The sequence below is a fragment of the Diaphorobacter nitroreducens genome, assembly GCF_002214645.1.
Lineage (GTDB): Bacteria > Pseudomonadota > Gammaproteobacteria > Burkholderiales > Burkholderiaceae_C > Diaphorobacter > Diaphorobacter nitroreducens.
In genome coordinates, this window is sequence record NZ_CP016278.1 from 2,338,453 (window position 1) to 2,358,798 (window position 20,346).

The following is a 20,346-nucleotide window of genomic DNA, read 5'->3' on the forward strand; positions in this document are numbered from 1 at the left end:
CGAGGTTAAGAGTCAGAAGTGGCCGCAGCGCTTGCTGGAGCAGCGCTAGCAGCTTCTGTTTTAGGAGCGTCCGATGCCGCAGCAGGCGCACTGGCACGGCCGCTGAAATCGGTGGCATACCAACCCGTGCCCTTGAGTTGAAAGCCCGCGGCCGTCAGCTGCTTGGAAAAAGCCGGCGCACCGCAGGACGGGCAGACGGCGAGCGGCGCGTCGGAGATTTTTTGCAGCACGTCCTTGGCATGGCCGCAGGAACCGCATCGATAGGCGTAAATAGGCATTACGAAGAAGTGCGAAGAATGTGCAAAACCTTCAATTATAGGCATGCACCCCAGGCCGCACCGTGCGCCCGTGCGTCACTCCACCCCCACCACCCGGTGGTGCGGCGCATGGGAATTGCGCACCACCTGCGGCGCAAGCGAACCGGCAACCATGCCGACCATGGCGGCCAGCAGGCCGGCGAGTTGCTGGGGGAACGCCTCATGCAGCGCGGGGGTGACCATGAACACCAGCCACACGCCAATGCCCAGCGCCACCGCGCACAGCGCGCCTTGCGTGTTGGCACGCTTCCAGTACAGGCCGAATACCAGCGGCACGAACGCCCCCACCAGCGGCACTTGGTAGGCGCTGGACACCAGCTCGTAAATGGGCGTGCCTTCCATCTTGATGGAATAGGCCAGCACACCCACCGCGAACACCAGCACGCTGATGCGCATGGCCAGCAGGTTCTCGCGGTCGCTGATCTTTTCAGGGCGGAACTGCCGCCAGATGTTCTCGGTGAAGGTGACGCTGGGCGCCAGCAGTGTGGCCGAGGCGCAGGACTTGATGGCCGACAGTAGCGCACCGAAGAACAGCACCTGCATGACGAGCGGCATCTTGTCCATCACCAGTGTGGGCAGCACCTTCTGCGGGTCATCCTTGAGCAGTTCGGCCGTCTCCTGCGGCATGATCAGCAGCGCGCTAGCCACGAGGAACATGGGCACGAAGGCGAAGAAGATGTAGGCCGTACCGCCGATCACCGTGCCATGCGTGGCGGCACGCTCGGTATTGGCCGACATGACGCGCTGGAACACGTCCTGCTGCGGGATGGAGCCCAGCATCATGGTGATGGCGGCACCGAAGAAGAAGATGATCTCGTGCCAGGTGGGTTCGGGCCAGAACTGGAACAGGTCGCGGCTGGTGGCCAGCTCGATCACCTTGCCCGCGCCCCCCGCCATGTCGCTGGCGAACCAGGCCAGCACCACCAGGCCGACCACCAGAATGATCATCTGGATGAAATCGGTCACCGCCACCGACCACATGCCACCCCACAGCGTGTAGACCAGGATGGACAGCACGCCGATGGCCATGCCCATGGGGATGCTCACCGCACCGCCGGACAGCAGGTTGAACACCAGCCCCAGCGCCGTGACCTGCGCCGACACCCAGCCCAGGTAGCTGAGCATGATGATGAGCGAGCAGATCACCTCCACTGCGCGGCCGTAGCGCTCGCGGTAGTAGTCGCTGATGGTCAGCAGTGTCATGCGGTAGAGCTTGGCCGCGAAGAACAACCCCACCAGAATCAAGCACATGCCGGCGCCAAACGGGTCTTCCACCACGGCCTTGAGCCCCCCTTCGATGAACTTGGCGGGCACGCCCAGCACGATCTCGGAGCCGAACCACGTGGCGAACGTGGTGGTGATGATCATGTACATGGGCAGGTGGCGTCCGGCAATCGCGAAATCAGCCGTGTTCTTCACCCGTTGGGCAGCCCACAAGCCAATGCCGATGGTGACAAACAGGTAGGCAATCACCATGAAGAGCAACACGCTGGTACTCCTGAGGAATGGGAGAGGGAAGGAAGTTAGAAGATGCGCACGCGCACGAAGAGCTGCATGACCAGCAGCCCCAGCACGAAGCCCAGGCCGCCATAGATGATGCTTTGCAGCAGCCGGTTGGTGCGCTTCTGGGTGGCCAGCAGTTCCTGCAGATCGCCCCGGTTGTCATGGGGCCGCTGGCGCAGGAAGTCGTGGAGCAGGCGTGGCAGGTCGGGCAGGATCTTGGCGTAGTGCGGCGCCTCGGCACGCAGCTCGCGCCACAGGCGTTGGGGACCCAGCTGATCGAGCATCCACTTCTCCAGGAAGGGCTTGGCCGTACTCCACAGGTCCAGGTCGGGGTCCAACTGCCGGCCCAGCCCTTCGATGTTGAGCAAGGTTTTTTGCAGCAGCACCAGCTGCGGCTGGATCTCCACCTGGAAGCGCCGCGAGGTCTGGAACAGCCGCAGCAGCACCATGCCCAAAGAGATTTCCTTGAGCGGCCGGTCGAAATACGGCTCGCACACGGTGCGGATAGCGGCTTCCAGTTCGTTCACGCGGGTATGGGCGGGAACCCAACCGCTTTCGATGTGCAGTTCGGCCACGCGCTTGTAGTCGCGCCTGAAAAAAGCCGTGAAGTTCTGCGCAAGGTATTCCTTGTCGAACTCGGTCAGCGTCCCGACGATGCCAAAGTCCAGCGAGATGTAGCGGCCGAAGGTCTCGGGCGCCAGGCTCACCTGGATGTTGCCGGGATGCATGTCGGCATGAAAGAACCCGTCGCGGAACACCTGGGTGAAGAAGATGGTCACGCCGTCGCGGGCCAGCTTGGGAATGTCCACGCCCGCGCTGCGCAGGCGATCCACCTGGTTGATGGGCACGCCCTTCATGCGCTCCATCACCAACACTTCGGCATGGCAGAAATCCCAGAACACCTCCGGGATGAGCACCAAGTCCAGCCCCTGCATGTTGCGGCGCAGCTGCGCCGCGTTGGCCGCCTCGCGCACCAAATCGAGTTCGTCGTGCAGGTAGTTGTCGAACTCGGCCACGACCTCGCGCGGCTTGAGGCGCTTGCCGTCGGCGGACAGGCTTTCCACCCACCCGGCCATCATGCGCATGAGCGCCAAATCCTTGTCGATCACCGGCAGCATGCCGGGGCGCAGCACCTTCACGGCGACTTCACGCGCGTGCCCTTGGCGGTCACGGATCACCGCGAAGTGCACCTGTGCGATGGACGCGCTGGCCACGGGCTGCCGGTCGAACGAGACGAACACCTCGCCGATCGGGCGGCGAAATGCGCGCTCGATGGTGGCGATCGCCACATCGGGGTCGAACGGCGGCACGCGATCCTGCAGCAGCGCCAGCTCGTCCGCAATGTCCGGCGGCATGAGGTCGCGGCGCGTAGACAGGACCTGCCCGAACTTCACGAAAATCGGACCCAGGCTCTCCAAGGCCTCGCGCAGCCGCTGGCCGCGCGGCGCGTCCAGCTTGCGACCGAAGGTGATGACCCGCGTGACGGCGCGCAGCCACGGCTGCCGGAAGGTCGACAGCACCAGTTCGTCGAGTCCATAGCGCAGCACCACCCAGACGATGGTGATGCCGCGGGCAAAGCGGCTCATGGCGGGGAGCGGTCCGGCAACTCGCCCGCTGCGGGCGCGGGCGCCTGGCCGCCGGGCACGCGTGCGCCCACGAAGCTGCGCAACGCCTGCACGGCGCGTCCCACAACGGATGCCACAGCGCGGGCCGGGGCATCGCCGATCACGCGCGCCATGTCTTCCTCGACATCCCAGCGCACATGGTCCACCAGCCAATTGATCTCGGCCGCGAACTGCACGTCGCCTTCGATGCGGATGGTGGGCTTGTCGCCGCGCAGCGCACTGCCGGCCAGCGACAGCGGAGAGGTCTCGGACACTTCCAGCCGGAGGTCGGCCACGGCCTCTGCAGGCGCGAGATCGAACAGCCCGGCGGGCGTCACCTGCAGCGCCATAGAGAAGATGCGCCACTGCACGCGCGCGACGCGGCCGCGCTGGCGTGCCAGACGGTCCATGGCTTCCCGCTCCTGCATCAGCACATGGTTGAGGAACAGCACCGTTCGGTGCTGCACCTCATGCACCAGCCACGCGGGCGGCAGGGGGCCAGACATGACGCGTTCGAAGAGCCCGTCCAGGAAAGAAAAAGGGGACCGTGTTGCCATAGTCCCCGATTATTCCCCGAACTGGGCGCAGCGCAGCAGGCTTTTTCGCCGTGCGCCGCCCGGTTCCAGCGGCGCCATGCTTACTGCAGCGCCTGCACGCCTGCGACCAGCCAGCCGCTGGCGCCGTTCTTGGGCTTGGTCATGTTCCAGACCTCGCGGAACGGGCTCGGGCCGGCCGAAGGCTCCTCGCGGATCATGCCGGAGAACTCCACGCTGGCCATGTAGCCGTCGCCCAGGTCCTCGATGCCCAGCAGTTGCGCCTCGAGCATGATCACATCGGTCTGATTGGGCTGCTGGTCGCCGCGGTGCGATTCGCGCTCGTTGAGCTGCGTGCGAATCTCGTCAACCATGCTGTCGGTCATCATGGAGCGCAGCGTGGCGACGTCGGAGCGATCCCAGGCGGCCTGCAGCGTAGTGAAGTTGCGCTTGGCGGCCGACAGGAAGCCTTCGGTGTCGAAGCCGGCCGGCACGCCCCAGTTCTGCGAACCCGACAGCGCCGAGCCGATGATCCCGCCGGTAGCGGCAGCGGCCGGCGCCTGGAAGGCCATGCCGCCGCGCTCCCACGGGCGGGCGGACGCGTCGTTACCCACCTTGTCCGGGCTGTACTGGCGCGGCATGCGCGCATCTGCGGCGGGCGCGGAACCCGCGCCCTGGAACGCGAAGGGCGAGGCGTTCACCGGCGCACCTGCGGATTTGCGCGCACGCATGACCATGCCGACCACCACCATGACCACCAGTGCCAGCAGGGCGATCAGCAGGAACTGGCCGAACTCTGCGCCCAGGCCCAGCGAGCTGGCCAGCCAGGCCAGGCCCAGGCCCGCGGCCAGGCCGCCCAGCATGGCGCCCCAGGGCTTCCTGGGGGCGGCTGCGGCGGTATTGGGCGCCGCGGCGGGCTTGGCCGCAGTGGTGCCTGCCGCCGCATTCTGCGTGGGTGCGGCAGGAGCGGCGGGGGGCGTCGCAGCGTCGCGCTGGGTCACGTTGCTGGACTGCTTGCCGATGGATTTGCCGCCCCCGAGACGGCGCGCATCCGCATCCAGATGCACGACCGCCAACATGGCGACCAAGACCACTGACCACAGTTTCATCATGGCTTCTCCGAAATATCGATAGTTTTCAATGAACTCTTTCAGCACTTGATTCCAACATGCAAGGCGACGATGCCGCCAGTCATGTTGTGATAGTCCACATGCCCAAAGCCACTTTGCCGCATGAGGGATTTGAGCTCTTCCTGGCCCGGGTGCATGCGGATGGACTCGGCCAGGTAGCGGTAGCTCGAATCGTCGCCCGCCACCAGCTTGCCCAGCCGCGGCAACACCTGGAACGAATACCAGTCATAGGCCTTTTCCAGCGGCTTGGCGACGCGGGAAAACTCCAGCACCAGCAGCCGGCCGCGCGGCTTGAGCACGCGGCACATCTCGCGCAGCGCAGCGTCCTTGTGCGTCATGTTGCGCAGGCCGAAGGCCACGCTCACCAGGTCGAAGTGGTTGTCAGGAAACGGCAGGTGCTCGGCATCGCACACCGTCGTGGGCAGCACCACGCCTTCGTTGATCAACCGGTCGCGTCCCACGCGCAGCATGGCCTCATTGATGTCGGTATGCACGACGCGGCCCGTGGCGCCCACTTTCTTGGAAAAGGCCAGCGACAGGTCGCCCGTGCCGCCCGCGATGTCCAGCACCTGGTCGCCCTCGCGCAGGTTGGCCACCATGACGGTGTAGGCCTTCCAGGCGCGGTGCAACCCGGCCGACATCAGGTCGTTCATCAGGTCGTACTTGGGCGCAACAGAATCGAACACGCCGCGCACGTGGCGCGCCTTGTCCTCTTCCTGAACCGACTGGAATCCGAAATGCGTGGTACTCATACCACGATGCTAAGCGCCCACTGACCATGCGTACAGCGGCAACCCCGCATGCGCCTAGGTCATCTGTCGCTATTTAGGCTAAAGCGTGGCGCGGCGCGGCCACGCGGGCGGGCCGTGCTGCGCCTCAATGCCCGCCGCAGCCGTGGCCGCCGGCCTTGGGCGCCATGGGTGCATCACGGTCCACGCCGGCGGCGGCCAGCCGCTCGGCATAGTCTGCCCACAGCGCCTGCTCGTTACGGCCCAGTTCGTACAGGTAGTCCCACGAGAAGATGCCGCTGTCGTGCCCGTCGGAGAAGGTGGGCTGCACGGCGTAGTTGCCTACCGGCTCCAGCCGCGTCAACGTGACGTCGCGTTTGCCGGTCTGCAGCACCTGCTGGCCCGGCCCATGGCCCTGCACTTCGGCCGAGGGGGAATACACGCGCATCAGCTCGAACGGGATGCGAAAGTGTGCGCCGTCGGAAAACGTCACCTCCAGCACGCGCGACTGCTCGTGCACCGTGATGGATTGGGGCATGGGCGCGCCCGCCGTCAGACCTGCCATGGATTCACCTGCGCAATGAAAAGAAATGAACACCGGCGGCGGAGACCGCGCACCGCCGCCCTGCCGCTATTGTCCGCCGCCGGAGCCAAGGCGGCGCGATGCGAGCCAAATCAGCCCCCAGCGCCCAAGGGGAAAGCGCTGGCAGCTATCAATTGATGAGCATCACTGCTCACCCAGGTCGGCCCAGCGCTCCAGACGCTCGCGCATCAGCGCGTGCAGGGCGGGCAAGCGCTCGGCCACCAGCGTCTCACGCGCGGTGTCGCACTCGCGCTGGGGGTGCGCCCAGACGGGTGCGGGGAAGTGGCTGTCCCACTCGTAGCGCGCGATCACGTGCCAGTGCAGGTGCGGCACCACGTTGCCCAGGCTGGCCAGATTGATCTTGGCCGGCGCCAGTTGCTCGCGCAGCGCCTGCTCCACCAGCGTCACGGCCTCCATGCAGTGCTGGCGGTCGGCGGGGGAGAGGTCGGAGAACTCCGCCACATGGTCCGCCCAGATCACGCGGTAGAAGGCCGGAAAGCCGGCCTCCTGCGCATGGATCACGCGCAGCTTGGCGCCGCGCCAGACAAACGCACCCGCGTCGGAGTCACACAGGGGGCACGCGCCAGCGCCACCCGTGGAAGGCGCGGACATGCCGGGCATGGCGGACTGGCTCATACCAGCACCCGCTCGATGCCGCCGGCGTTGGCGCGTTGCACGTACTCGGGCAGCCAGTTCTCGCCCAGGATCTGCTTGGCCATCTCGATGACGATGTAATCGGCTTCCAGCAGGCCGGTGGACAGGTCGTCCTGGTAGCGCGAGATGCCCTGCAGGCAGCTGGGGCAGCTGGTCAGGATCTTGATGTTGTCCTGCGCGCCCACCGCGCCGCTGGAACGCAAGGCCGCCTCGCCCTTGCGGATTTCCTCGGTCTTGCGAAAGCGCACCTGGGTGGAAACATCGGGGCGCGTCACGCCCAGCGTGCCCGACTCGCCGCAGCAGCGGTCGCTCTTGAGCACCTTGTCGCCCACCAGGGCGCGCACGGTCTTCATCGAGTCGCCCTGCTTCATCGGGTTGTGGCAGGGCTCGTGGTACAGGTAGCCGCCCTGCCCCGCGGGCAGGGTGATGCCCTTTTCCAGCAGGTACTCGTGGATGTCGATGATGCGGCTGCCGGGGAAGATCTTGTCGAACTGGTAGCCCTGCAACTGGTCGTAGCAGGTGCCGCACGAGACCACCACGGTCTTGATGTCCAGGTAGTTCAGCGTGGTGGCCACGCGGTGGAACAGCACCCGGTTGTCGGTGATCATCTTCTCGGCCTTGTCGAACTGGCCGCTGCCGCGCTGCGGATACCCGCAGCACAGGTAGCCCGGCGGCAGCACGGTCTGCACGCCGGCGTGCCAGAGCATGGCCTGCGTGGCCAGCCCCACCTGGCTGAACAGGCGCTCCGACCCGCAGCCGGGGAAGTAGAACACCGCCTCCGTGTCGGCCGACGTGGCGGCCGGGTTGCGGATGATGGGCACGTAGTCCTTGTCCTCGATGTCCAGCAGCGCGCGCGCCGTCTTGGTGGGCAGGCCACCGGGCAGCTTCTTGTTCACGAAGTGGATCACCTGCTCCTTGACCGGCGCCGTGCCCACGGTGGCGGGCGGGTGCGCGGTCTGCTTGCGGCTCACGCTGCGCAGCACGTCCACGGCCATGCGCTGGGCCTTGAAGCCCACGTTGACCATGCCCGCGCGCAGCAGCTTGATGGTGTCGGGGTTGGTGGCGTTGAGCATCGCCATGGCCATCTTGTTGCCGGGGCGGAAGCTTTTCTTGCCCATCTTGCGCAGCAGGTTGCGCATGTTCATGGTCACGTCGCCGAAGTCGATCTTGACCGGGCACGGCGAGTAGCACTTGTGGCACACGGTGCAGTGGTCGGCCACGTCCTCGAATTCCTGCCAGTGGCGGATGGACACGCCGCGGCGCGTCTGCTCCTCGTACAGGAAGGCCTCGGCCAGCAGCGAGGTGGCCAGGATCTTGTTGCGCGGGCTGTACAGCAGGTTGGCACGCGGCACGTGCGTGGAGCACACGGGCTTGCACTTGCCGCAGCGCAGGCAGTCCTTCACGCTGGCAACGATGTCGCCGATGTCGCTCTGCTGCATGATCAGCGACTCGTGCCCCATCAGCCCGAAGCTGGGCGTGTAGGCATTGGTCAGGTCCGCGAACATCAGCGAGGTGCGCGAGCCTTTATGCGCCAAATGGGCCTGCAGCGCTTGCCCGTCCTGCGCGAGCAGCTCCTGATTGCGTAGCAGCTTGCCGCGGTTGAAGCGGCCTTGCGGGTCCACCTTGCGCTTGTACTCGGCGAACGGCGCCAGTTCCTCGTCGGTCAAAAACTCCAGCTTGGTGATGCCGATGCCGTGCTCGCCCGAGATCACGCCACCCAGGCTGCGCGCCAGCACCATGATGCGCGCCACCGCTTCGTGCGCGGTCTGCAGCATGGCGTAGTTGTCGCTGTGCACGGGGATGTTGGTGTGCACGTTGCCGTCGCCGGCGTGCATGTGCAGCGCCACCCACACCCGGCCCTTGAGCACGCGCTTTTGCACATCGCCCAGCGCCTGCATCAGCGGCTCGAAGTCGCTGCCGGTGAAGATGTTGCGCAGCGGGTCGCGGATCTGCGTCTTCCAGCTGGCGCGCAGGCGGTGGTCCTGCAGCTGGGGGAACAGTTCTTCCACGCGCTGCAGCCAGTCCTGCCAGAGCGCGCGCGTCTCGCGCACCAGGGCCAGGGCCAGGGCCAGCTTTTCCTCCAGCAGCTCGGGCGAAGGCGGCTCGCCGCCCGCCTCGGGCTTGCCCAGCGGCAGGTTGCCGCGCGCGAGGAACTCCTCCAGCGCGTCGGCCAGCTCGATCTTGTTGCGCAGGCTGAGTTCGATGTTGATGCGCTCGATGCCGTCGGTGTACTCGGCCATGCGCGGCAGCGGGATCACCACGTCTTCGTTGATCTTGAAGGCGTTGGTGTGGCGGCTGATGGCGGCCGTCTTCTTGCGGTCGGCCCAGAACTTCTTGCGGGCCTCGGCGCTCACCGCCGTGAAGCCCTCGCCGCTGCGGCTGTTGGCGATGCGCACCACCTCGGCGGTGGCGCGGGCCACGGCATCAGGGTCGTCGCCCACGATGTCGCCCACCAGCAGCATCTTGGGCAGGCCGCCGCGCTTGGACTTGGTGGTGTAGCCCACGGCGCGCAGGTAGCGGTCGTCCAGGTGCTCCAGGCCCGCCAGCAGCACGCCGCTGCGCTTTTGCTCGGCGAACATGAAGTCCTTGATCTCCACGATGCTGGGCACGGCGTCCTTGGCGTTGCCAAAGAACTCCAGGCACACGGTGCGCGTGTGCTCGGGCATGCGATGCACGATCCAGCGCGCGCTGGTGATCAGGCCGTCGGTGCCTTCCTTTTGCACACCGGGCAGGCCGCTGAGGAACTTGTCCGTCACGTCCTTGCCCAGGCCCTCCTTGCGGAAGGTCTTGCCGGGGATGTCCAGGCGCTCGGTGCGGATCGGCGTCTTGCCGTCGGCCTGGAAGTACTGCAGCTCGAAGCTGGCGACGTCGGCGTCGTGGATCTTGCCCAGGTTGTGCCCCACGCGCGTGACCTCCAGCCACTGCCCTTCAGGCGTCACCATGCGCCAGCTGGCCAGGTTGTCCAGCGCCGTGCCCCACAGCACGGCCTTCTTGCCGCCCGCGTTCATGGCGATGTTGCCGCCGACGCACGAAGCCTCGGCGCTGGTCGGGTCCACGGCGAACACGAAACCGGCGGCTTCGGCCGCGTCGGCCACGCGCTGGGTGACCACGCCGGCCTCGGTCCAGATGGTGGCCACCTCGGCGTCCAGGCCCGGCAGGCGGCGCATCTGCACCTCGGTCATGGCCTCGAGCTTTTCGGTGTTGATGACGGCGCTGCGCCAGGTGAGCGGAATGGCGCCGCCCGTGTAGCCGGTGCCGCCCCCGCGCGGGATGATGGTCAGTTCCAGCTCGATGCAGGCCTTGACCAGCTGCGCCATCTCGGCCTCGGTGTCGGGCGTGAGCACCACGAACGGGTATTCCACGCGCCAGTCGGTCGCATCGGTCACGTGCGACACGCGCGACAGGCCGTCGAACTTGATGTTGTCCTTGGCGGTGTGGCGGCCCAGGCGGCGCGCCACCTTCTTGCGCAGGTCGCTGGCCTCGACCAGCGTGGCGTCGAACTCGTCGATGGCGCGGCGCGCTGCGTCCACCAGCACGCCCACGCGGCGGTCGCGCTCGGCGTCTTCCTGCGGCAGGCGGCGCTTTTCGATCTCGGCCATGCGGTGCTGCAGCGCATCCACCAGCAGCTTGCGCCGGGCGGGGTTGTGCAGCAGGTCGTCTTGCAGGTAGGGGTTGCGCTGCACGGCCCAGATGTCGCCCAGCACCTCATACAGCATGCGGGCGGATCGGCCCGTGCGGCGCTCGCGGCGCAACTGGTCCAGCACATCCCAGGCGGAGGCGCCCAGCAGGCGGATCACGATTTCCCGGTCGGAAAACGAGGTGTAGTTGTACGGAATTTCGCGCAAACGGGCAGGCTCGGCGCCTTGCGTCTGCAGGGCGGCCAGCGCAATCGGAACATTCATGGGATCAACCTGGGTTGGGCGTGCAGGGCGCCCTCGTGCCTCGGGGTCGGGATTTTAAGCCAGTGCCCGTTACCGCACTGTCCTGCCCGTAGAGCCCCGCCGCTGGCGCGGGGCGGCCAAGGACGGGCAAGAGCCAAATCAGGCCCCAACGCCCGTCCATTCAGCGCAAGCAGCTATTAAAACAATAGCTATTTAATACAGCACTCGGCTGCGGATGGTGCCGGGCACCTGGGCCAGCTTCTCCAGCGCCAGGTCGGACGAGCGCGCGTCGAGGTCGATCACCACGTAGCCGATCTTCTCGTTGGTCTGCAGGTACTGCGCCGCGATGTTGATGTGGTTGTCCGACAGGATGCTGTTGATCTGCGAGAGCACGCCCGGCACGTTGTGGTGCACGTGCAGCAGGCGGTGCTTGCCGGCATGCTCGGGCAGCGCCACCTCGGGGAAGTTGACCGACGAGGTGCTGGTGCCGTTGTCGCTGTACCTGACGAGCTTTTCCGCCACCTCCAGGCCGATGTTGGCCTGCGCCTCCATGGTGGAGCCGCCGATGTGAGGCGTGAGGAGGGCGTTGTCCAGCCCGCGCAGCGGCGAGACGAACTCGTCCTTGTTGCTCTTGGGCTCCACGGGGAACACGTCCACGGCCGCGCCCAGCAAGTTGCCGCCCTTCAGCGCCTGGGCCAGGGGGTCGATCTCCACCACCGTGCCGCGCGAGGCGTTGATGAGGATGCCGCCCGGCTTCATGGCCGCGATCTCGGCGGCGCCAATCATCCACTGGGTGGAAGGCAGCTCAGGCACGTGCAGGGTCACGATGTCGGCCTGGCCCAGCAGCTCGTGCAGCGAACCCACCTGGCGCGCATTGCCCAGCGGCAGCTTGTGCACCACGTCGTGGAAGATCACGTGCATGCCCAGCGCCTCGGCCAGCACCGACAGCTGGGTGCCGATGGAGCCGTAGCCCACGATGCCCAGCGTCTTGCCGCGGATCTCGTAGGCGTTCGTGGCGCTCTTGAGCCAGCCGCCGCGGTGGGCCGCGGCGTTCTTCTCGGGCACGCCGCGCAGCAGCAGGATGGCCTCGGCCAGCACCAGCTCGGCCACGGAGCGGGTGTTGGAATACGGCGCATTGAACACGGCGATGCCGCGCTCGCGCGCAGCGTTCAGGTCTACCTGGTTGGTGCCGATGCAAAAGCACCCCACGGCCACGAGCTTGTGCGCATGCGCGAACACGTCCGCCGTGAGCTGCGTGCGCGAGCGGATGCCAATGAAGTGCACGTCGGCGATCTTGCGGCGCAGCTCCTCGCCCTCCAGCGCCCCGGCCATCACCTCGACCTGCGTATACCCCGCGGACCGCAACACTTCCACCGCGGAGGGATGGATGCCCTCCAGCAACAGGAACTTGATCTTGCTTTTATCCAGGGAAGTCTTGGCCATGGCGTGCAAATTGAGAGGAAATGAAAACACCCAGGCGGCGCGCGCCGCTGGACAGGAGAGGGGATCATTGTGCAATGCACAAATCCCTGTCGGCATCCATGCGATTGCCCGCGGCGGCCCATGCATGCCCCCAGCGCGTCCGGATGTTTGTCACAACATCGTCATGCCAGTGACACAATTCGTCACCCAAGCGCCGCGGGGTTTACCCCGTTGCTGCGCTTTTTGCAGTGTGCGAGAACGACACATTCCTGTCACGGAACGCGACCACCATCGCCGCTTTCCTGCCTATCGTCTATCAACGAGGAGTATTCATGCAGATCAAACACTTGGCGCTGGCCGCCGCAGTGGCCGCCACCAGCCTGGCCGCACAAGCTCAAACAGAGATCCAGTGGTGGCACTCCATGACGGCTGTCAACAACGAGTGGGTCAATGACCTGGCCAAGCAGTTCAACGAGAGCCAGAAGGAGTACAAGGTCATCCCTACCTTCAAGGGGACGTATGACGAAAGCATGACGGCCGCGATCGCCGCGTTCCGCTCGGGCAATGCGCCGCACGTCCTACAGGTGTTCGAGGTGGGTACGGCCACGATGATGGCCAGCAAGGGCGCCACCGTACCCGTGGGCAAGGTGATGAAGGACGCGGGCGCCGCCTTCGACCCGAGCGCGTACATCCCCGCCGTGGCTGCGTACTACACCGACCCCAACGGCCAGATGCTGAGCTTCCCGTTCAACAGCTCCACAACCATCTTTTATTACAACAAGGACGCCTTCAAGAAGGCCGGCCTGAACCCCGACAAGGCTCCCGCCACCTGGCCCGAAGTGTTCGAGGCTGCCAAGAAGCTCAAGGCCAGCGGCCACAGCTGCCCCATGACGCTGGCCTGGATGGGCTGGACGCAGCTCGAATCGTTCTCCGCCTGGCACAACGTGGAGTTCGCCACCGAGAAGAACGGCCTGTCGCCCAACGGCTACAAGGCCCGCATGAAGATCAATTCGCCGCTGCACGTGCGCCACATCGACAACCTGTCGCAGGCCGCCAAGGCGGGCGAGTTCGTCTACAAGGGCCGCGGCTCGGCGGCCCAGGCGTCGTTCACCTCGGGTGAGTGCGCCATGATCCAGACGTCGTCGGGCTTCTACGGCGACGTGGCCAAGAACGCCAAGTTCGCCTACGGCCTGGCGCCCCTGCCCTACTACCCCGACGTGAAGGGTGCACCGCAGAACACCGTGATCGGCGGCGCATCGCTGTGGGTCATGGCCGGCAAGAAGCCCGCCGAATACAAGGGCGTGGCCAAGTTCTTCGAGTTCCTGTCCGACACCAAGGTGCAGGCCGCCAGCCACCAGCGCACGGGCTACCTGCCCATCACCATGGGCGCGTATGAGCTGACCGACAAGTCCGGTTTCTACGCCAAGCACCCCGGCACCGACACGGCCGTGAACCAGATGGTGCGCAAGGTGACCGACAACTCGCGCGGCATCCGCCTGGGCAACTACGTGCAGATCCGCACCATCGAGGACGAAGAACTCGAGCAGGTCTGGGCCGGCAAGAAGACGGCCAAGGAAGCCCTGGACTCCATCGTGAGCCGCGGCAACGAACTGCTGGCGCGCTTCGAGCGCTCGTACAAGAAGTAAGCCCTGTCATCCGTGACGGGCGAGGCGTTCCCATGAACGCCCCTTCGGTCAGCGGCCCCTGCCTGGGGGCCGCTTTTCCTTTTCCCGCTGGTGCAGCCTTGCGCCAGCGGTTTTCTCGTTTGTGAACGTCATGGAAAAACGCGTACTTTTCCGCTCGGCGTGGCTGCCCTGGGTGTTGATCGCCCCGCAGTTGCTCATCATCGGCATCTTCTTCTTCCTGCCCGCGGGCCAGGCCATCCTGCAGTCCTTCCAGATGGAAGACGCGTTTGGCATGAGCACCGAGTGGGTGGGGCTGGACAATTTCAAGCAGCTTTTCGACGATCCGTCCTATCTGGAATCCTTCCAGCGCACGGCGTTGTTCTCGGTGCTGGTGGCGGGCATCGGCATCGTGGTGTCGCTGGCGCTGGCCATCTTCGCGGACCGCATCGTGCGCTTTGCCATGGTCTACAAGACCCTGCTCATCGTGCCCTATGCCGTGGCCCCGGTGATCGCGGGCGTGCTGTGGGTGTTCCTGTTCTCGCCCTCCATCGGCGTGGTGACCTACTACCTGGGTGAGCTGGGCTACGGCTGGAACCACATGATGAACGACAACCAGGCCATGACGCTGATCGTCATCGCCTCGGTGTGGAAGCAGATCTCCTACAACTTCCTGTTCTTCCTGGCGGGCCTGCAGTCGATTCCGAAGGCGCTGATCGAGGCGGCCTCCATCGACGGCGCGGGCGCATGGCGGCGCTTCTGGAACATCCAGCTGCCGCTCTTGTCGCCCACCACGTTCTTCCTGCTGGTGATCAACATCGTTTACGCCTTCTTTGACACCTTCGGCATCATCGACGCGGCCACGCAAGGCGGGCCGGGGCAGTCCACGTCCATCCTCGTCTACAAGGTGTACCAGGACGGCTTCAAGGCGCTGGACCTCGGCGGCTCGGCGGCGCAGTCCGTGATCCTGATGCTGATCGTCATCGCGCTCACCGTGGTGCAGTTCCGCTACGTCGAGAAGAAAGTGCAGTACTGACCATGATCGACCGTAACCCCTGGCTCAATTTCATTTCGCACGCCGTGCTGGTCCTCGGCGTGGCCATCGTGGCCTTCCCGCTGTACCTGGCGCTGGTGGCCTCCACCCACACGGCGGATGCCATCGTGCAGTCGCCCATGCCGCTGCTGCCGGGCAGCCACCTGTGGGAGAACTACCAGGCCGCGCTGTTCGGCTCGGGCAAGCTGGGCTCCAACACCAACGTGGTGCACATGATGTGGGTGAGCTTCGTGGTGGCCATGGTCATCACCGTGGGCAAGATCGCCATCTCGCTGCTGTCGGCGTTCGCCATCGTGTACTTCCGCTTCCCGTTCAAGATGCTGTGCTTCTGGGCCATCTTCGTGACGCTGATGCTGCCGGTGGAAGTGCGCATCCTGCCCACCTACAAGGTGGTGGCAGACCTGGGCCTGCTCAACAGCTACGCCGGCCTCACGCTGCCGCTGATCGCCTCGGCCACCGCCACATTCCTGTTCCGCCAGTTCTTCCTGACAGTGCCCGACGAGCTGGTGGAGGCCGCGCGCATCGACGGCGCCGGGCCCATGCGTTTTTTCAAGGACGTGCTGGTGCCGCTGTCGCGCACCTCGATCGCGGCGCTGTTCGTGATCCAGTTCATCTACGGCTGGAACCAGTACCTGTGGCCGCTGCTGATGACCACCTCCGAAGACATGTACCCGGTGGTGATCGGCATCAAGCGCATGCTGGCCGGCGGCGAGGCCGCCGTGGACTGGAACATCGTGATGGCCACCGCCATCGTTGCCATGCTGCCGCCGACGGCCGTGGTGATCCTGATGCAGAAGTGGTTCGTCAAGGGCCTGGTCGACACCGAGAAATAAACATCAAAACCGGCTGTAGCGCCCACCCTTCAAGCGCAAACAGCTATTGATTAAATAGCACATATGGCATCCCTTACCCTCACCAACGTCGTCAAGCACTACGGCAGCGGCAAGCAGATCGTGCCCGTGATCCACGGCGTCAACGCCGAGATCCGGGACGGCGAGTTCATCGTCATCGTCGGCCCCTCGGGCTGCGGCAAATCCACCCTGCTGCGCATGGTGGCCGGCCTGGAGGAAATCACCGGCGGCACCATCGCCATCGGCGAGCGCGTGGTCAACAACCTGGAGCCGGCCAGGCGCGACATCGCCATGGTGTTCCAGAACTACGCCCTGTACCCGCACATGAGCGTGTTCGACAACATGGCCTACGGCCTGAAGATCGCCAAGGTGGCCAAGGACGAGATCAAGGCGCGCGTGGACAAGGCCGCCAAGATCCTCGAGCTGGGCCACCTGCTGGAGCGCAAGCCGCGCCAGCTCTCGGGCGGCCAGCGCCAGCGCGTGGCCATGGGCCGCGCCATCGTGCGCCAGCCCCAGGTGTTCCTGTTCGACGAGCCGCTGTCCAACCTGGACGCCAAGCTGCGCGCGCAGACCCGTATCGAAATCCAGAAGCTGCACCGCGAACTGGGCATCACCAGCCTGTTCGTGACCCACGACCAGGTGGAGGCCATGACGCTCGCGCAGCGCATGATCGTCATGAACGCCGGCAACATGGAGCAGTTCGGCACGCCCGAGGAGGTCTACCACACACCGGCCTCCACCTTCGTGGCCAGCTTCATCGGCTCGCCGCCGATGAACCTGCTCAACCACGCCCCGGGCGCCCAGGCCGGCACCACGCTGGGCATCCGCCCCGAGCACCTGGACATCACCGCCGACGGCGGCTGGGCCGTGCAGGTAGAGACGGTGGAGCTGCTGGGCGCCGAGCGCCTGGTGTATGGCCGCGTGGGCGACGAACAGCTCATCGTGCGCATCGAGGAAGGCGCCCCCGCGCCACAGCCGGGCGACACCATCCACGTCACGCCGCGCGCCCACCGCCTGCACACCTTCGATGCCGGCACCGGCAAGCGCCTGTAGCACCCGACCGCCTGGAGCACCGCGCATGACGACACCTTCCGCCTGGCCCTACCCCCGCTGGATCGCCCACCGCGGCGCCGGCAAGCTGGCGCCCGAGAACACGCTGGCCGCCTTCCGCCTGGGCGCGCAGCACGGCTACCGCATGTTCGAGTGCGACGCCAAGCTGAGCAGCGACGGCGTGGCCTTCCTGCTGCACGACGCCACGCTGGAGCGCACCACCAACGGCCACGGCACCGCAGGCGATCAGCCCTGGGGCACGCTGGCCCAGCTGGACGCCGGTGCCTGGCATTCGCGCACGTACGCGGGCGAGCCGCTGCCCACGCTGGAGCACCTGGCGCGCTGGTGCATCGCCAACGGCCACTTCCTCAACATCGAGATCAAGCCCACGCCCGGCACCGAAGCCGAAACCGGCCGCGCCGTGGCCGCGCTGGCGGCACGCCTGTGGCACGGCCAGAGCGTGCCACCGCTGCTCACCTCGTTCAAACCGCAGGCGCTGGCCGGCGCGCGCGAGACCGCGCCGCATCTGCCCCGCGGCCTGCTGCTGGACCAACTGCATGACGGCTGGCTGGACACCGCGCGCCAGTTGGGCTGCGTGGCCGTGGTCTGCAACCATGCGCTGTGGAGCGCCGCCACCGTGGCCGAGGTGCACCTGGCCGGCATGCGCGCCCTGAGCTACACCGTGAACGACGACTGGGCCTCCCAGCGGCTGCTGGCGCTGCACACCGACGGCATCATCACCGACCGCGTGGACCTGTTCAGCCCCGCCGGGGCCTGACGCGGCGCCACCCGTCCACGCCGGCGGGGCGTGCCGGGCACGCCGCTCGCGCTGCCGTCTGGCAAGGCCGGGGCCGCTCGACAGCGGACAATGCGCGCATGCATCGCCTTCCCCGCACCGGCGCGCGCCCGCTGCGCCGCCGTCTCCCCGAGCAGAGCGCACGCCACCTTTGGCAGTGGTTGGTACTGGCCTGCTGCCTGTGGCTGGGCGGCACGCCCGCCCTTGCCCAGACCCGACCCGCTGCGGCCCCCGCCTCCACCGCGGCCAGCGCGGTGGACACGCTGGGTGAGGACAACGCCCCCCTGCCCTCGGTGGACGAACTGCGCAAGCAGCTCGACGCCATTCCCGCAAAGCTCGGCGAGGAGGACGACGGCCGCAAGCTGCTGACCGAGGTGGCCGCCATCGGCACCGCGGCCGAGCGCGTGGTCGCCCAGCGCACCAGCGACCTGGCGGACCTGGACCGCCGCCTGGAAGGCCTGGGCCCCACGCCCGAAAAGGGCGCACCGGCGGATGCGCCCGACGTGGCCGAGCAGCGCACCGCGCTGAACAAGCAGCGCGGCGTGATCGATGCGGAACTCAAGCTCGCCCGCCTGGTGGCCGTGGATGCCGAGCAGCGCAGCGCGGAGATCGGGCGCCAGCGGCGCGCGCTGTTCCAGGCGGCCCTCACGACGCGCGTCGATTCGCCACTGGCCCCCGCCTTCTGGCGCAGCCTGCGCTACGCCGCGCCCGGCGACAGTGCGCGGCTGCAGGCGCTGGGCGCCAACCTGCGCCGCGCCGTGCAGGCCACGCTGGACTCGCCGCGCCGCGGCACCTTCCTGGGTTACCTGGCCCTGGCCGTCGCCCTGGCCGTGGTGGGCACCTGGCTGGCGGAGCGTGTGCTGGTGCGCGCGCTGCCCGCGCGGCTGCCGGCCACCCGGCTGCGGCGCACGCTGCTGGCGGCGGCGGCGGTGGTGGCAAACGTGCTGATCGTCAGCGCTGCGCTGCAACTCGCGTGGAGCGGCGTCAAGCTCGGCGGCGTGCTGGACGAGGACGTGCGCGCCGTGCAGCAGGCCAGCCTGCGCGCCGCGGCCTACGCCACCTTCGTTATTACGCTCGGGCACGCACTGCTGTCGCGCCGGCGCAGTTCCTGGCGGCTGCTGCCCATCTCCGACGCGCTCGCCCGCCGGCTCAGCCCCTTCCCGTGGTGGATCGCGGCACTGTCGGCGCTGGGCGGGCTGGTCACACAGGTCAACGCCATCGTGGGCGCCAGCCTGGCGGCCGAAGTGCTGGTGCACGCCGTGTCCGCGGTGTTGCTGTCGGTGACGGTGGCCGTCGCGCTGGGCCGGCTGCGGGCAACGCCCCAGGCAGCGGACGCGGCCGATGGCGCCACCGACGCGGCGCCCGCGGAGAAGGCGGGCCGCCCCCTCTGGGTGGGGTTGATCCTGGCCAGCGCGGGCCTTGCCGCGGCCGCGGCCGCGCTGGCCGTGGTGCTGGGCTTCGTGGCGCTGGGCGGCACGCTGGCGCGGCAGATGGTGTGGTCGGGCGTGGTGTTTGCCACCACCTATCTGCTGATGCAGTTGGTGGACGACCTGTGCGACGCGTTGCTCTCCTCCCACGGCGGCCTGGGCGCGCGCATCCACGCCGCGTTGGCCATCGACGCCCAGTTGCTGGACCAGGCCGCGGTGCTGCTGGCCGGCGTGCTGCGTGTGGCGCTGTTCTTCTACATGGCGATCGCGCTGATGGCGCCGCTGGGCACCAACCCGGACGAGCTGTTCCGCCGCGGCAGCAAGCTGGACCACAGCCTGCAGATCGGCGACTTCACGCTGGCGCCCCAGGCACTGCTCACGGCGCTGGCGGTGATCTGTGCGGGCTTCCTGGCGATACGCATCGTCAAGCGCTGGCTCAGCGACCGCTACTTCCCCCACACATCGCTGGAGCCGGGCATGCGCAGCTCCATCGTCACGCTGCTGGGCTACGTGGGCGGCGTGGTGGTGATCGCCGTGGCGCTGGCGGGCCTGGGCATCAGCGTGGAGCGCATCGCCTGGGTGGCGAGCGCGCTGTCGGTGGGCATCGGCTTCGGCCTGCAGGCCATCGTGCAGAACTTCATCTCGGGCCTGATCCTGCTGGCCGAACGGCCGGTCAAGGTGGGCGACTGGGTGGTGCTGGGCGACACCGAGGGCGACGTGCGCCGCGTGAACGTGCGCGCCACCGAGATCCAGCTGGGCGACCGCTCCACGGTGATCGTGCCCAACTCGGAATTCATCACCAAGACCGTGCGCAACATGACGCTGGGCAGCGCCCAGGGCCGGGTGCTGCTGCGCTTGCCCGCACCGCTGGACACCGACGCGCGGCGCATGCGCGAGCTGATCCTGCAGGCCTTTCATGCGCACGAGGACATCCTGGAGAGCCCCGCGCCATCTGTGACGCTGGAAGGCATCCAGAGCGGCACGCTCACCTTCCTGGCGATCGGCTACGTGAGCAGCCCGCGCAACGCGGGAGGCGTGCGCAGCGACGTGCTGTTCGCCATTTTGGAGGCGCTGCGCGACGCGGGCCTGTCGCTGTCGCCTCCAGCCACCACCTCGGTGGCGCAGGCGCCGCGCGACGCCGCCCAGGAAGCGCCGCCGCTGTCGGAGCGCGTCTGAACGGAGTCCGATTCG

Annotated in this window: 16 protein-coding genes; 6 read left to right on the top strand and 10 right to left on the bottom strand. The window is 67.0% G+C overall.

Annotated elements, in window-relative coordinates:
• Window positions 1-5 precede the first annotated feature (5 nt).
• The 10 genes from BA022_RS10975 to serA form a co-directional block, all read right to left on the bottom strand.
• On the bottom strand, window positions 6-278 hold the full coding sequence (locus BA022_RS10975; RefSeq protein WP_088887518.1) for an FmdB family zinc ribbon protein: 273 nt from the start codon (window positions 276-278) through the stop codon (window positions 6-8).
• Window positions 279-353: 75 nt separating this feature from the next.
• Window positions 354-1,805 carry a high affinity choline transporter 1 gene (locus tag BA022_RS10980; protein ID WP_012655779.1) on the bottom strand — a complete coding sequence of 484 codons (1,452 nt, stop codon included), beginning with the start codon at window positions 1,803-1,805 and terminating at the stop codon, window positions 354-356.
• 35 nt (window positions 1,806-1,840) lie between these two features.
• On the bottom strand, window positions 1,841-3,406 hold the full coding sequence (ubiB, locus tag BA022_RS10985) for a ubiquinone biosynthesis regulatory protein kinase UbiB (protein ID WP_088887519.1): 1,566 nt from the start codon (window positions 3,404-3,406) through the stop codon (window positions 1,841-1,843).
• Window positions 3,403-3,981: a hypothetical protein gene (locus BA022_RS10990; RefSeq protein WP_012655777.1), complete on the bottom strand. Its 579-nt coding sequence runs from the start codon at window positions 3,979-3,981 to the stop codon at window positions 3,403-3,405. Before BA022_RS10990 ends, ubiB begins: the two co-directional genes overlap by 4 nt.
• Before the next feature lie 80 nt (window positions 3,982-4,061).
• Complete coding sequence (locus BA022_RS10995) at window positions 4,062-5,069, bottom strand: Tim44 domain-containing protein (protein ID WP_011804312.1); 1,008 nt, start codon at window positions 5,067-5,069, stop codon at window positions 4,062-4,064.
• 38 nt (window positions 5,070-5,107) lie between these two features.
• Complete coding sequence (gene ubiE / locus BA022_RS11000; RefSeq protein WP_088887520.1) at window positions 5,108-5,839, bottom strand: bifunctional demethylmenaquinone methyltransferase/2-methoxy-6-polyprenyl-1,4-benzoquinol methylase UbiE; 732 nt, start codon at window positions 5,837-5,839, stop codon at window positions 5,108-5,110.
• A gap of 124 nt (window positions 5,840-5,963) precedes the next feature.
• Window positions 5,964-6,380: a gamma-butyrobetaine hydroxylase family protein gene (locus tag BA022_RS11005; RefSeq protein WP_088887521.1), complete on the bottom strand. Its 417-nt coding sequence runs from the start codon at window positions 6,378-6,380 to the stop codon at window positions 5,964-5,966.
• Between the two features lie 162 nt (window positions 6,381-6,542).
• Window positions 6,543-7,034, bottom strand: coding sequence for an HIT family protein (locus BA022_RS11010; protein ID WP_228403567.1), 492 nt, complete (start codon window positions 7,032-7,034; stop codon window positions 6,543-6,545).
• Complete coding sequence (locus BA022_RS11015; RefSeq protein WP_088887522.1) at window positions 7,031-10,954, bottom strand: DUF3683 domain-containing protein; 3,924 nt, start codon at window positions 10,952-10,954, stop codon at window positions 7,031-7,033. The genes BA022_RS11010 and BA022_RS11015 overlap by 4 nt, the downstream gene beginning before the upstream one ends.
• Window positions 10,955-11,146: 192 nt before the next feature.
• Window positions 11,147-12,376: a phosphoglycerate dehydrogenase gene (gene serA, locus BA022_RS11020; protein WP_088887523.1), complete on the bottom strand. Its 1,230-nt coding sequence runs from the start codon at window positions 12,374-12,376 to the stop codon at window positions 11,147-11,149.
• Window positions 12,377-12,687: 311 nt separating this feature from the next.
• Here serA and ugpB point away from each other — a divergent pair, with 311 nt between their 5' ends.
• From ugpB to BA022_RS11050, 6 genes are all read left to right on the top strand, one after another.
• Window positions 12,688-14,001 (top strand): sn-glycerol-3-phosphate ABC transporter substrate-binding protein UgpB, encoded by a 1,314-nt coding sequence (ugpB, locus tag BA022_RS11025; protein ID WP_088887524.1) that lies wholly within the window; start codon window positions 12,688-12,690, stop codon window positions 13,999-14,001.
• A 130-nt stretch (window positions 14,002-14,131) separates the two neighbouring features.
• Complete coding sequence (ugpA, locus tag BA022_RS11030; RefSeq protein WP_012655769.1) at window positions 14,132-15,013, top strand: sn-glycerol-3-phosphate ABC transporter permease UgpA; 882 nt, start codon at window positions 14,132-14,134, stop codon at window positions 15,011-15,013.
• Between the two features lie 2 nt (window positions 15,014-15,015).
• The gene (gene ugpE / locus BA022_RS11035; protein WP_011804304.1) at window positions 15,016-15,864 is read left to right on the top strand and encodes a sn-glycerol-3-phosphate ABC transporter permease UgpE; all 849 of its coding nucleotides are present in this window, start codon (window positions 15,016-15,018) and stop codon (window positions 15,862-15,864) included.
• 63 nt (window positions 15,865-15,927) lie between these two features.
• Entirely contained in the window at window positions 15,928-16,935 is a 1,008-nt protein-coding gene (locus BA022_RS11040) for a sn-glycerol-3-phosphate import ATP-binding protein UgpC (protein WP_011804303.1), read from the top strand.
• Between the two features lie 25 nt (window positions 16,936-16,960).
• Complete coding sequence (ugpQ, locus tag BA022_RS11045) at window positions 16,961-17,710, top strand: glycerophosphodiester phosphodiesterase (RefSeq protein WP_088887525.1); 750 nt, start codon at window positions 16,961-16,963, stop codon at window positions 17,708-17,710.
• A gap of 98 nt (window positions 17,711-17,808) precedes the next feature.
• Window positions 17,809-20,331 (top strand): DUF3772 domain-containing protein, encoded by a 2,523-nt coding sequence (locus BA022_RS11050; RefSeq protein WP_088887526.1) that lies wholly within the window; start codon window positions 17,809-17,811, stop codon window positions 20,329-20,331.
• Window positions 20,332-20,346 lie beyond the last annotated feature (15 nt).